Raw genomic sequence first — 13,146 nt, forward strand, 5'->3', positions numbered from 1 at the left:
CACCCCCCGGATCATCCAAACGACAGGGGCAGGAAGTCATACCGGGCCGGGCGACCGAGGAGTCCCCGGCTGGGGACGATCAAAAAGGTAACGGGGTCCCGTCCGTACGGGATCCCGGCCCCGGCGGCGGTCACGCTTGGCGTGCCGGGGGTGGCAGCCGCAGCCCGGCGGGCACCCGGACCCCCACCGGCCACAGCGCCGACGCCGGCGGCCGGTGCTCCGCGTCGATCCTCGACAGGTCGACCAGGCCCCCGCTGAAGGTGGCGCCCGCGAAGGAGATGCTGCCTCCGGCGAAGCGGGCACCGTCGAACGAGACGGTTCCGCCGGCGAACGTGGCACCGGCGAACGACAGCGGGCCGGTGATGGTCGCGTCGGCGAAGGTGACGCTGCCCTCGCCGGTGAAGGTCGCCCCGCTGAAGTCCCCGCCGTCCAGGACCATTCCCGTGAAGTCGAAGTCGTGGCCGCGCCAGGTGCGCGGGTCGTCGTCGGGCAGGTGGAGGTTGTCGCGGACGAGCCGGACGACGGTGTGCCTGAGTTGGCGTTCCTGCCTCGGATCCGCGGCGTCCGCCGCCGGGTGCGCGGCGCCGGGGCACTGCTCGGCCCGGTCCTGCCGGTCGGCGCCCACGCCGGGAGCCTCCGGTCGCGGAACCCAGGGCTGGCGAAGGTAGGCGCAGAGCACGTCGATGCTGCCCTGGCGGCTCTCGGGCGCGTCGTTGGCCAGCGCCGCGAAGGCGTAGACGCCAGCGGTGCGGACGGCGACGTCCCGCGCCCCGAGCATTTCGGCCGCCTTGCAGAAGCGGTCGAGCAGGGTCCTGGTCTCCTCGCGGTACGCCTCCACCTCGCTGAGGCGCTGCCGCCGGTAGGCCGCCGTCAGCGCCACCACGGCGCCGACGCCACCGACCAGGGTCAGCACGACCTTCACCGCGTCGAGCGCGTCCCGGGCACTCCACGTCGTGGCCGCCGGTGCGCCCGGCGTCGACCCCGCGTCGGGGCCGGCACCGACCGTCGGCTGCCCGAGGACGTGCCACAGCAGCACCCCGACCACCGACGCGATGGCCGCCGCCAGCACGAGCAGCAGCACGACGTGCACGAGGAACGGCATCGCGGGGGTGCGGGGCCGTCTTCCCACGGCCGTGGTGATCCCCCGGCGTCGACCGTGGCCCCACACCGCCGCCGCCAGCACCACCAGGGCCGCCACCAGCCAGAACCGGCCGACCCAGCGGGCGGCCGAGAGCGCCACGTCGGCCCACCACACCGGCGCGACGAGCACCACCGCGACGACGAGCAGGACCGCCGCCAGCACCTGCCGAACGGGAGGCGTACGGGGGAATCCTCGCACCGCCCGGCTCACCTGCAACCCTGCACGCACCACGCCATCGTGACCGGGCGGCGCCACCCGGCCACCCGGCGCGGCCGGCCGTCGGGGCCGGAGGGCGCCGACGGCGGGGCGTCGTCCCCGCCGACCACCACCGGGCAGGCCGGACGGACCGGTTCGCAGCGGCGGAGGGCCTGGCGGCGGACCTGTCTCAGCCGGCCCGCTCGGCGCGGCGCAGCAGCGCGGCGGCCACGCAGCCGCCCGCGAAGACGGCCACGGCGCCGACCGTCTGCCCGGTCTCCAGGGCGGAACGGAACGCGTCGGAGACGAGCGCGCGCTCCGGCTCGCTCCGCGCGGCGGCCAGCGCGGCGGGGAACGAGCCGGCGCCGGCCACGGCGGCGGGCAGCAGCGCGGCGAAGCGGGCGTTGAGGATCGCGCCCAGCACGGCGACGCCGAGGCTGCTGCCGACCTCCGTCATGGTGCCGTCCACGCCCGCGCCCGCCCCGGCCTTCTCCGGCGGGATGGCGCTCATCACGGCCTCGACGATGGCCGGGTTGGCCACGGCGCAGCCGGCGCCCATCACCAGCAGGCCCGGCAGCAGCACCCCGTAGCCGTCCGACGGGGCGTGGGTGATCAGAGCGAGACCGGCGGCGAGCAGCGTCATGCCGAGGGCGATCGAGTACGCCAGCCCGAGCCGGCGGATCACCCGCGCGGCGACGCCGCCCACGTTCAGCAGGACGATGGAGAGCGCGAACGGCATCATCCGCAGCCCCGCCTCCCAGGCCGGGTAGCCGCGGACGAACTGGAGGTGCTGGGTGAGCAGGAACAGCGCGCCGGTGGCGCCGAAGGTGATCAGGACGACGCCGGAGACCGCGCCCACGAAGCGGGGGTTGCGGAAGAAGTGCATGTCCAGCATGGGGTCGGCGACCCGCCGTTCCCAGGCCACGAAGGCGGCGAGCAGGAGCACCCCGGCGACCGCCGCGCCGAGCACCGGGGTGGCGCCCCAGCCGTGTTCCGGCCCGGCGATGATCGCGTAGACGACCGCGGTCAGGCCGGCAGTGGAGAGCAGCACCCCGCCCAGGTCGAGTCGGCCGCCGGCCGGCTGGCGCGACTCGGGCACCAGCGCCCACGCCGCCACCAGGCAGACCAGCACGATCGGGACGTTGACCAGGAAGATCGCCCCCCACGGCAGGTGGGCTAGGACGAGCCCGCCGAAGGGCGGCCCGGCCGCGAAGCCCAGCGCGCTCGCCGCCGCCCAGAGGCCGATCGCCCGGGACCGCTCGGCGTCGTCGAAGACCTGCATCGCCACCGCGAGGGTGGCGGTGACCAGCAGCGCGCCGCCGATCCCCATGCCGGCGCGGGCCGCGATGAGCTGGCCGCTGGACTGGGCGAGCCCGGCGGCCAGCGACCCGAGCCCGAACAGCACGAGGCCGGCCAGCAGCATCCGGCGGCGGCCGTACCGGTCGGCGGCGCTGCCCGCGGTGAGCAGCAGTCCGCACTGGACCAGCGCGTACGCGTTGATCATCCACTGCACGTCGGCGGTGCTGGCAGCCAGCTCGGTCGTGAGCACGGGGATCGCCACGGTCAGCACCGTGTTGTCGAGCACCACGGTGACCTGCGCGAGGCAGAGCACGGCGAGGATCAGCCACCGGCCCCGCACCCGAGCGTCCGCGCCGCCGGCCGGTGCCCCGGCGGGGGGCGCGAGCGTCGTGCTCGTCATCGGGCGGCCGGGGCGAAGCGGGCGATGGGGTTGGTCAGGGCGCCGACGAGTTGCAGCGCGGCCGACGGGTCGGCGAGGTCGACCATCTGCTGGTTGTTGCGCAGCTGGAGCCGGTTCAGGCAGGACAGCGCGAACTCCGGGGCGAACAGGTCGTAGCGCCGCAGCCGCTCGGCCAGGTGCGGGACGCTGTCGGCGTAGTCGGCGGCGCACCCGGCGACCGTCCGCCAGAAGGTCTCCTCGTCCAGGACGCCCTCGGTGACGAGGATGGCGCTGAGGTAGCGCAGGAAGCCGTCGAAGACGTCGGTGAAGATGGACAGCAGCTTCATGTCCTCCGGCACGTCGGCCCTGACCCGTTCGACCAGCGGGGGCAGGTCGGCGTCCGGGTCCATCACCACGATCTCCTCGGCGATGTCCTTGAAGATCGCCCGCTCGACCGTCCCGCCGTCCAGGACGAGGATGACGTTCTCGCCGTGCGGCATGAACGCCAGGTCGTGGGCGTAGAAGCTGTGCAGCAGCGGGGTGAGGTAGGCGTCGAGGTAGCGGCGCAGCCACACCTGCGGCGCCAACCCCGACCGGGCGATGAGCGCAGCGGCGAACGAGCGGCCCTCGCGGTCGGTGTGCAGCAGGGACGCCATGGTGGCCAGTCGCCGGCCCGGCTCCAGCGCGGGCACCGGGCTCTCCCGCCACAGGGCCGCCAGCATCTTGCGGTACGGGGAGTACCGGTCGGTGGCCGCCTCGTACTCCAGGTGCCGGTACCCGACGGCAGCCCGCTCGCGGATGATCGTCAGCCCGGTGCGCTTGAGGACCTCGTCGCCGTCGATCAGGTCGGCGAGCCAGTCGTTGATGGCCGGGGTGGCCGCCATGTACGCGGCCGACAGCCCCCGCATGAAGCCCATGTTCAGCACGGACAGCGCGGTCTTGACGTAGTGCCGCGACGGGTCGGTGACGTTGAAGAAGGTGCGGATGGACTGCTGGGCCAGGTATTCGTCGGGGCCGGGGCCGAGGCACACGAGGCGGCGCTGCGCCACCTCGGCGGCGAACGTGACGGAGATCCGGTTCCACCACTGCCACGGGTGCACCGGGATGAGCAGGTAGTCGGCCGGGTCGAGACCGAGCCCGGTCAGGGTGTCGGCGAACCCGGCGCGGGTCTCCTCGTCGAGTTCGGCGCGGATCAGGGTGTCGTAGTCGAGGTCGGCGGCGCAGCTGAAGCTCGTCCGGTCCCGGTGCCCGGCCACCCAGAGCAGCCGCAGTGGCTGGCCCGCCTCCGGGGCGTACGCCCGGTATTCGTCGATGCCGAAGCCGATGCGGCCGTTGTTGGCGACGAAGCCCGGGTGGCCCTCGGTCATCTGGGTCTCGATGGCCTGGAAGTCGGCGTCGGCGAGCTCGGCGGCGCTGACCGCCGGCTTGTCGAGCTTGTACGCGGTGCTGGCCAGCGTGGAGCTGATCTCCTCCAGGTAGACGGGGAGGATCTCATCGCTCAGCCCGAGCGCCCGGCGCAGGTCGAGGCAGAACTCCAGGGCGTCGAGCGGCAGCTCGGCGTCGCCGCGGTGGCGGGTGATGCTGTCGGCGTCGATGCGCCAGTGGTCCAGGGCCAGCAGGCTCGCGGTGAACCGGTAGACGACCTCGCCGTCGTCGCCGCGCACCTGGTACTGCCGCTCCCCCGTCGAGGGTGCCGCCTGGTCGGCGGGGACGGGCTCGGGCGCGAGCAGGCGCTCGTGGGCGAACTCGGCCAGCGCCTTGCGGACCAGCAGCCGGTTGGCGTGCGCCCAGTTGGCGGGCGTCAGGTGGGCCACGGATGCGAGCGGGTTCACGCGGGCACGTCTCCTCGGGTTGCGGCGTGGAACTGGTCACGGGTGCAGACGCTGAGCAGCGCGTCCTTCTCGGGCTTGCGGATCGGGCCGACCACGGTGAAGCCGACGGCCGCGTTGAGCGCGTGCACCGCCGTGTTGCGCACGTCGGGCTCCACGACGACCCGCCGGGTGGCCGGGTCGGCGAAGAGCCACGCCATCACGGTGGTGATCACCGCCCGGGTGAAGCCGTGCACGGGGGCGTCGGCGGGGGCGCAGAGGAAGTGCATGCCGACGTCGCCGTCGGCCGCGTCGTACAGGCCGACGAGTTCGACGTGGGCGGGGTCGTACCGCTCGGCGAGGAAGGCCGGCCGGCCCTCGTGCAGGCCGAGGAACGCGTCGTGGTGCGGGTGCGCGGCGATCCGCCGGTACTCCTCGGCGACCCGGGCCACGTCGGCGTCCTGCATGAGCCAGAACGCCGCCTTCGGGTGGGTCACCCAGCGGTGCAGCAGCGGCGCGTCGGCGTCCGGGTCGAGCGTACGCAGGGCGAACTCGCCGAGCCGGTCGTCGACGCGGCGGTGCACGACCTCGGTCACGACGCGGCCCCGGCCGGCGCGCCGAACTCCTGGAAGGCGATGCCCTTCTCGATCGGGTAGTGCTCGCGGCCCAGCAGCTCGCGGATGATCCACGAGTTGCGGTACGGGCCCATGCCCAGGTCGGGCGAGGTGACGCTGTGCGTGTGGGTGCCGGCGTTCTGGAGGAAGATGCCCCGGCCGGTGTGGTCGATGCTGTAGTTGCGGGCCACGTCGAAGCGCCCGTGCGCGTCCCAGCGGATCCGGTCGCGCACCGGCTCCAGGAACTCCGGCGCCCGGTAGTGGTAGCCGGTGGCCAGCACCAGCCCCTCGGTGTCCAGCGTGAAGTCGCGCTCCTGCTCGACGTTGCGCAGGCCGAGCGTGTACGTCCCGCTCGCCTCGTCGTGGGTGGCGGTGGTCAGCGCGGTGTTGGTCAGCAGCCGGGTGCGGACCGGGCCGGGGATGCTCTTGGCGTAGAGCAGGTCGTAGATCTCGTTGATCAGGTCGGCGTTGATGCCCTTGAACAGCCCCTTCTGCTCGGACTCCAGCCGGTAGCGGGTGGGCTCCGGCAGGGCGTGGAAGTAGTCCACGTAGTCCGGCGAGGTCATCTCGAGGGTGAGCTTGGTGTATTCGAGGGGGAAGAACCGGGGCGAGCGGGTCACCCAGTTGAGCTGGTAGCCGCACGTGTCGATGTCGCCGAGCAGGTCGTGGTAGATCTCGGCCGCGCTCTGCCCGCTGCCGACGACGGTGATGCTCCGCTTCGCGCGCAGCGCCGCCCGGTGCTCCAGGTACCGCGAGTTGTGGATCGCGTCGCCGCCGAGGCCCGCGCAGGCCTCCGGCACGTACGGCGGGGTGCCGGTGCCGAGCACCAGGTGCCGGGCCCGGTAGGTGACCGGCTCCCCCGTGGCCGCCACCGTGGCCGTGACGGTGTAGTGCTCGTCGGCCGGGTCGAATTCGACCGCCGTGACCTGCTGCCCGAACCGGACGCTGCCCAGCTTGCCGGCGGCCCAGCGGCAGTAGTCGTCGTACTCGCTGCGCAGCGGGAAGAAGCTCTCCCGGATGTAGAACGGGTACAGCCGCCCGGACTCCTTCAGGTAACTCAGGAAGGAGTACGGCGAGGTCGGGTCGGCGAGCGTGACCAGGTCGGCGATGAACGGCGTCTGGAGCCGGGTCGACTCCAGCAGCATCCCGGGATGCCAGCTGAAGGACTCCCGCGCCTCCAGGAAGATGCCGTCGAGCCCGTCGATCGGCTCGGTCAGGCAGGCCAGGCCCAGGTTGTACGGGCCGAGCCCGACGGCGATGAAGTCGTGCGTCGACATGCGGTTCTCCAGAGCGGGGGGCGGATCGTCAGCCGACGGGGCAGGACAGCTCGGCGGTGGCCCTGGTCTGGGCGTACCAGCCGGCGTGTTCGGCGATGAGGTCGAGGACGTGGGCGATGTCGTCCATCGTGGTCTCGGGGTTGAGCAGGGTGAGCTTGAGGTAGTGCGCGCCGTCGACCTTGGTCCCGGCGACGAGCCCGGCGCCGGAGGCGGCCAGCGCCTCGCGGGCGTACAGGTTGGCGTCGTCGACGACCTCCCGGCCGGCGGCGGCCGGCAGGTAGCGGAAGACCACGGTGCTCAGCTGCGAGCGGGTCACCACCTCGAAGCGGGGGTCCCCGCTGAGCAGCTGCCATGCGGCGGCGGCCCGGTCGACCACCTCGTCGAAGAGCTCGCCGACCGCGTCCGGCCCCATGATCCGCAGGGTCAGCCAGAGCTTGAGGGCGTCGAAGCGGCGGGTGGTCTGGATGCTCTTGTCGACCTGGTTGGGGATGCGCTGCTCGACCATCCGCGCCGGGTTGAGGTAGTCGGCGTGCCAGGTGGCGTGCCGCAGCACGCGCCGGTCGCGCACCAGCAGCGCGCTGGAGCTGACCGGCTGGAAGAAGGACTTGTGGTAGTCGACGGTGACCGAGTCGGCCCGCTCGATGCCGTCGAGCAGGTGCCGCCGGGTCGGCGACACCAGCAGCCCGCAGCCGTACGCGGCGTCGACGTGCAGCCAGACGCCGGCGGCGGCGCAGATGTCGGCGATCTGCGGCAGCGGGTCGATGGTGCCGAAGTCGGTGGTGCCGGCGGTGGCGACGACGGCCATCACCGCCAGCCCCTCCTCCCGGCACCGGGCGATCTCCCGGGCCAGGTCGGCGGTGCGCATCCGCCGGTCGGCGTCCGTGGGCACGGTGACGACCGCGTCGGCGCCGAGGCCGAGCAGCTTGGCCGCCTTCTGCACGCTGAAGTGGCCGGCCGCCGAGGTGATGATGCGCAGTCGCGACAGCAGCTCCGGGCGGGACTGCCGCTCGGTCGTCCGGCCGACGAGGTTCGCGCAGGTCTCCTCGCGGGCCAGCAGCATCGCCTGGAGGTTGGACTGGGTGCCGCCGCTGGTGAAGATGCCGTCGGCGGCCGGCCCCAGGCCGATCCGGTCGGCCGTCCAGTCGATGAGCCGGCGCTCGATCAGGGTGCCGCCGGCGCTCTGGTCCCAGGTGTCCAGCGAGGAGTTGACGGCGGTGAGCACCGCCTCGCCGAGCAGCGCGGGGATGACCACCGGGCAGTTGAGGTGCGCGAGGTAGCGGGGGTGGTGGAAGTAGACGGCGTCGCGCAGGTAGACGTCGTGCAGCTCGTCGAGCGCGGCGCCGCTGTCGCCCAGCGGCCGGTCCAGGTCGATGCCGGCGATCCGCGGCACCAGCTCGTCCGGTGTCACGCCGGTGAACGGCCGGTCCACCTCGGCCATCCGGGTCGCGACCCGGCCGATCCCCTCGGCCAGCACGCGCCGGTAGTCCTCCACCGTGCCGGCGGTGAAGAGGTGGGCGCGGGCGCCGTGGGAGGCGGGGGTCACCCCGGTCGTAGGCACCTGGACGGTGGGTCCGGGCAGGCTCATGCGGGTCCTCAACGGTCGGGAATGGACGGTACGGCGAGATGGCGGGACGTCACCATCCGCCCGCAGTCGGTGATCGAGCGAGCTTAGGTTACCCTAACCTAAGGATGTGTCAACATCGTTGCCCACATTGAGCGATATCACTCAACCCGGCACCTTCGACAACTCGCGCTCCCCCGGCGCCGCAACGGATCGGGGCGGGAACCGCCGCTGGTGCCCGAGGCCCAGCGCGACGCCGAGCGCCACCAGGACGACGGAGGCCACCGCGACCGCGGGATAGCCGAACACCTCGGCCGCGGCCAGCGCGACGGAGGCCGCCACGAACGAGCAGACCAGCCCGAACGACGACAGCACCGTGAAGTCCGTACCGCCCGTGCCGGGCCGGGAGTAGTCCATGTTGACCGTGTAGAGCACGACGTTGGCGATCGTGTAGGCGGCCATGAAGCAGCAGAGCGCGGCGACCGTCCCGGCGAGCGGGGCCCGGCCGTTCAGCAACGGCAGCAGCATCGCCGTGGACAGCGCGAGCGCCACTCCCCCGGCGACGAGCACGCGACCCCGCCCGAACCGGCCGATCGCGGCCCCGGAGACCAGACCGGCCACGATGGCCGGCAGGCTGGTCACCACGCCGGTCACCACGCCGATACGCGCCAGCGACCAGTCCGCGTCCACCAGGGCCGGTGTCACCAGGGCGTACGTCGCGCCCGCGCCGATGTAGACCAGCGGCACCACGCCGAAGGTCCACCGGCGGCAGCCGGGCTGACCCAGCACCGACAGCAGCGCCCGGTACGCCGCACCGGCGCTGGCGACGCGGTCGGTGCGGTCCGGCTCGCGGAACCGCCACACCACCAGCAGGCCGACGGCGGTCAGGGCGGCGAGCAGCAGGATCGCGGGCGCCCAGCCGAACCGGTCGTAGACGACCACGCAGGCGCCGCCGCCGAGCAGGTTGCCGACGTAGCTCGCGGCGACCTGGATGCCGTTGCCGGTGCCCCGCGAGCGCTCGGAGAGCAGCCGGACGGCGACGGCGTCGACGGCGATGTCCTGCGTCGCGGAGAGGAACACGTACGCCACGCAGATCGCGACGACCGGGCCGAGCTGCGCGGCCGGGCGGTCGAACGGCAGCAGGGCCAGCAGGGCCAGCACCAGGCCGGCCTGGAGCACGAGCAGCCAGGACCGGTAGTGACCACGGTGGCGGGAGCCGTACCGGTCGAGGACGGGCGCCCAGAGGAACTTGATCGGCCAGACCAGGCCGACGAACTGCAACAGCGCCAGCGTGTCGAGGGAGGTGCCGCCGTCGCGCAGGATGGCGGTCAGCCCGACGGTGATGAAGCCGATGCCGAGGTACTGCGTGACGTAGAGCGCGGTCAGCGTGCCGAGCCGACCTCTCACCGGGCGCTCCAGTAGGCCAGCGAGGTGAGCTGGTGCTTGCCGACGCCCAGGGTCCGCCGTACGTGCTTGGTGATGCCGCGCGTGCTGGCCGCCTCGCAGGCCACCCAGTAGTGCGCGTCCTCGGCGGCGGGCAGGGCCGCGCAGACCGTCTCGACCAGGTGCTGGCCCTCGTCGCGGCGCGGCACCCAGGTGACCTGGTGCCTGGCGTGGGCGCGCGGCGCCAACTCCTTCTCGCCCTCGTGGGCGTACTCCAGCCAGACCGTCGCCGGGGTGTCGGGGGCCGCGGCGAGCAGGCTGTTCACCGCCGGAAGCGAGGCGGCGTCGCCCACCAGGTACAGGTGCTGCGGGGCGGGGTCCGGCAGGTTGAAGGCGGTGCCCTGCACGGTGGCCTCGATCGTGTCGCCGACCTGGGCGGCGGCGGCCCACCGGGCGGCGCATCCGTCGTGGATGGCGAACTCCAGGTCGAAGCGGCCGGTCTCCGGGTCGGGGTCGACGAGGGTGTACGCGCGCTGGTGCGGCTTGCCGTCGTTGTCGAACCACAGCCGCGCCCACATGGTGGGGTGCACACCGCACGCCTCCAGCAGCCCGCCGCCGTCCATGCGCAGTCGACGGTAGTGCTCGCCGACGGCCTCGGTGCCGAGCACGGTCAGCCGGAAGTCACGGCCGCCCATCGCCTTGAGCACCAGGGCTTCCCAGTTTCGCTTCACGCACCCCTCCAGGTAAGGTCTGCCTCAGTTAGGGGAGGGTAGCCTAAGTTGACATTCCTGTGGCAGGCGGGACGACCGCCCATCCGCCCGGCGCGACGATGACCGGCGTCCATCGCGACCGGTGGGGGGTCCCGCACCTGAGCGCCGACAGCGTCGACGGCCTCGCCCGGTTGCAGGGGCGGGTCGCCGCGGTCGACCGGGCCTGGCAGATCGAAGTGGAACGGTGGCGCTCCGAGGGCCGGCTCGCCGAGCACGTCGGCCCCGCCGAACTGGGCTGGGACCGCTTCGCCCGCCGGGCCCGCCTCGACGACACCGCCCGGCGCTGCTTCGAGCGGCTCGCCCCCGCCACCCGGCAGTGGGTCGGCGCCTACGTCGACGGGGTCAACGAGGGACTCGCCGAGGGCGCCGCCGCGGCACCCGAGTTCGCGGCGGCCGGCTGCGCCCCGGGCCGGTGGCGGCCGTGGTCGCCGCTGGGGGTCTTCCTCGTCCAGCACGTGCTCTTCTCCACCTTCCCCAACAAGCTGTGGCACGCCCACGTCGCCGCCACCCTCGGCCCGTCCGCGACGGACCTGTTCGCCGTCGAGGGCCCCGACGGGTCGGGCAGCAACGCCTGGGCCGTGCCCGGCGACCCCGGCACCGGACGGGCGCCCGTCATCGCCGGCGACCCGCACCGCATCCTCGAACTGCCCGGCATCTACCACCAGGTGCGCCTCGCCTGCCCCGAGTTCGACGTGTTCGGCTTCGCGTTCCCCGGCGTGCCCGGCCTCCCCCACTTCGGACACGCCGGCGAGGTCGCCTGGGCCGTCACCAACGCGATGGCCGACTACCAGGACCTCTACCGCGAACAGCTGCGCCGCGACGGCGACCGGGTGCTGGTCCGCGAGGCGGACGGCTGGGGGCCGGCGCACCGGCACGTCGAGCGGATCGAGGTCCGTGGCGGCGAACCGGAGTCCGTCGAGGTGATCGAGACGCCGCGCGGACCGGTCGTCGACCACGACCGGAACACCGGCGAGGCGATCAGCCTGCGTACCCCCAGCCGGGTCGAGCAGCGGCTGGGCTTCGACGCGCTGCTACCGCTGCTGCGGGCCCGCAGCGCCGACGACGTCGCCGACGCGCTGCGCGACTGGGTCGAGCCGGTCAACAGCGTCCTGGTCGCCGACCGGCGCGGAACGGTCCACCAGTTGGTCGCCGGCCTCGTCCCGCTGCGCGACGACCGGTGCCGCCGGGAGCCGGTGCCCGGCGACGATCCCCGGTACCGGTGGCACGGCGGCTACGCCGGGCCACGCCGGAGCGCCGTCGACGGGTTCGCGGTCTGCGCCAACGACCGCCGCCCCGACGTGGCGGACCTCGGCACCGGCTTCGCCCCGCCGCACCGGGCCCGCCGCATCCGCGCCCTGCTCGCCGACGGCGCCCGGGCGGAGGCCGTACACATGGACACCCGGCTGGCGGCCGGGGCGCTGCGCGGCCTGCTCGACCGGCTCGACCCGGTCGCGCTCAGCGAACCGGCCCGGCGGCTGCGGGACCGGCTGACCACGTGGGACGGGCACATGCGGGCCGAGAGCGCCGACGCCGGCGCCTGGGCCGCCTGGCGCGCGGCCCTGGCCCGCCGGCTGTACGACCACCCGTGCCTGCGCCCGCTGCGCGAGACCCCGAGCGCGTTCGACGGCCTGTTCGCGCCGTGGACCGACCCGCTGTCCCGCATCGGCCACGCCCTCGACGGGGTGGCCACCGGGCTGCACCGCCTCGGCGGCGAAATCGGTCCCGTGGCGGCCGGGGCGCTCGAGGACGTCGCGGCGGGCGACCCGCCGGCGCCGTGGGGCCGGCGGCACGTGCTGCACCCCGTCCACCTCGGCGTGGCGGCGGCCACCGACGAGGCGGTACGGGGCATGCGGGAGCGGGTCGCGCTGGCCGGCGACGCCGACTGCGTGCTGGCCACGTCGAGCGTGCCCGGCGTGTCCGACGCGTGCTGGCGGGGCCCGGTGGCCCGCTACGTGTGGGACCTGACCGACCGCGCCGAGAGCCGCTGGATCGTCCCCTTCGGCGCGTCCGGGCGACCCGGCGACCCGCACTTCGACGACCAACTGCCACTGTGGGCCGGCGGCGAGCTGGTTCCGGTGGTCACCGACTGGCGAGAACTCACCCCAGAACCAGGAGACGCGACACCGTGACATATCAGGAGAACATCCCCGGCTTCGGCGAGCTGTCGCTCGTCGCGCTGGACCCCAAGGCCCACGCCGAGCTGGTGCACGGCTGGGTGACCGAGCCCCGGGCGGCGTTCTGGGGCATGGGTTCGCACTCGGTCGACGAGGTGCGGGAGGTCTACGAGTTCGTCGACGGCCTCGACACCCACCACGCGTACCTGATCATGCTCGACGGCGCGCCGATCGGCCTGTTCCAGACCTACCAGCCGGAGGCGGACCCGGTCGGCGAGCGCTACACCGTGCGGCCCGGCGACGTCGGCATGCACCTGCTGCTCGCTCCCGGGAGGCGCCCGCCGAAGGGCCTCACCACCGCCATCGGCCCCGCCCTCGCCCGCTACCTGTTCGCCGATCCCACCCGGCTCCGGATCGTCGTCGAGCCCGACGTCCGCAACGAGCGCGCGCTCGACCGGCTGCGGCGGGAGGGCTTCACCTTCGCCGACGAGATCGACATGCCCGACAAGCGGGCCCAGCTGGCGTTCCTGACCCGGGAGCGGTTCGAGGCGGACCACGCCGTACCCGCCTGAGCAGAACGGCCCGGACCCCGCCCGACGACGCGG

10 protein-coding genes are annotated in these 13,146 nt (G+C 73.7%); 2 read left to right on the forward strand and 8 right to left on the reverse strand.

The features are described from left to right. Positions 1–130 precede the first annotated feature (130 nt). From EV374_RS10405 to EV374_RS10440, 8 genes are all read right to left on the reverse strand, one after another. Positions 131–1,369 (reverse strand): pentapeptide repeat-containing protein, encoded by a 1,239-nt coding sequence (locus EV374_RS10405; protein WP_132234023.1) that lies wholly within the window; start codon positions 1,367–1,369, stop codon positions 131–133. Positions 1,370–1,526: 157 nt separating this feature from the next. Next, positions 1,527–3,035, reverse strand: coding sequence for an MFS transporter (locus tag EV374_RS10410; RefSeq protein WP_132234025.1), 1,509 nt, complete (start codon positions 3,033–3,035; stop codon positions 1,527–1,529). Beyond that, positions 3,032–4,846, reverse strand: coding sequence for an IucA/IucC family protein (locus EV374_RS10415; protein ID WP_132234027.1), 1,815 nt, complete (start codon positions 4,844–4,846; stop codon positions 3,032–3,034). Before EV374_RS10415 ends, EV374_RS10410 begins: the two co-directional genes overlap by 4 nt. Further along, the gene (locus tag EV374_RS10420) at positions 4,843–5,418 is read right to left on the reverse strand and encodes a GNAT family N-acetyltransferase (RefSeq protein ID WP_207914013.1); all 576 of its coding nucleotides are present in this window, start codon (positions 5,416–5,418) and stop codon (positions 4,843–4,845) included. Before EV374_RS10420 ends, EV374_RS10415 begins: the two co-directional genes overlap by 4 nt. Next, a complete protein-coding gene (locus EV374_RS10425; RefSeq protein WP_132234029.1) occupies positions 5,415–6,713 on the reverse strand; it encodes a SidA/IucD/PvdA family monooxygenase in 1,299 nt (432 codons plus the stop codon). The genes EV374_RS10420 and EV374_RS10425 overlap by 4 nt, the downstream gene beginning before the upstream one ends. Before the next feature lie 28 nt (positions 6,714–6,741). Beyond that, entirely contained in the window at positions 6,742–8,298 is a 1,557-nt protein-coding gene (locus EV374_RS10430; RefSeq protein WP_132234031.1) for a pyridoxal phosphate-dependent decarboxylase family protein, read from the reverse strand. Positions 8,299–8,439: 141 nt separating this feature from the next. Continuing rightward, the gene (locus tag EV374_RS10435; RefSeq protein ID WP_132234033.1) at positions 8,440–9,681 is read right to left on the reverse strand and encodes an MFS transporter; all 1,242 of its coding nucleotides are present in this window, start codon (positions 9,679–9,681) and stop codon (positions 8,440–8,442) included. Continuing rightward, positions 9,678–10,388 carry a siderophore-interacting protein gene (locus EV374_RS10440; protein WP_132234035.1) on the reverse strand — a complete coding sequence of 237 codons (711 nt, stop codon included), beginning with the start codon at positions 10,386–10,388 and terminating at the stop codon, positions 9,678–9,680. The genes EV374_RS10435 and EV374_RS10440 overlap by 4 nt, the downstream gene beginning before the upstream one ends. A 98-nt stretch (positions 10,389–10,486) precedes the next feature. On the opposite strand from EV374_RS10440, the gene EV374_RS10445 reads away from it, so the two are divergent. Next, positions 10,487–12,556 (forward strand): penicillin acylase family protein, encoded by a 2,070-nt coding sequence (locus EV374_RS10445; protein WP_132234037.1) that lies wholly within the window; start codon positions 10,487–10,489, stop codon positions 12,554–12,556. After that, positions 12,553–13,113: a GNAT family N-acetyltransferase gene (locus EV374_RS10450; RefSeq protein ID WP_132234039.1), complete on the forward strand. Its 561-nt coding sequence runs from the start codon at positions 12,553–12,555 to the stop codon at positions 13,111–13,113. The genes EV374_RS10445 and EV374_RS10450 overlap by 4 nt, the downstream gene beginning before the upstream one ends. Positions 13,114–13,146 lie beyond the last annotated feature (33 nt).

It is taken from the genome of Micromonospora sp. CNZ303 (assembly GCF_004345505.1).

Bases quoted from the DNA above. Each gene is read 5' to 3' on its own strand.
- EV374_RS10425 (WP_132234029.1), bottom strand. From the start codon at position 6,713: ATGTCGACGCACGACTTCATCGCCGTCGGGCTCGGCCCGTACAACCTG.
- EV374_RS10410 (WP_132234025.1), bottom strand. From the start codon at position 3,035: ATGACGAGCACGACGCTCGCGCCCCCCGCCGGGGCACCGGCCGGCGGC.
- EV374_RS10430 (WP_132234031.1), bottom strand. From the start codon at position 8,298: ATGAGCCTGCCCGGACCCACCGTCCAGGTGCCTACGACCGGGGTGACC.
- EV374_RS10445 (WP_132234037.1), top strand. From the start codon at position 10,487: ATGACCGGCGTCCATCGCGACCGGTGGGGGGTCCCGCACCTGAGCGCC.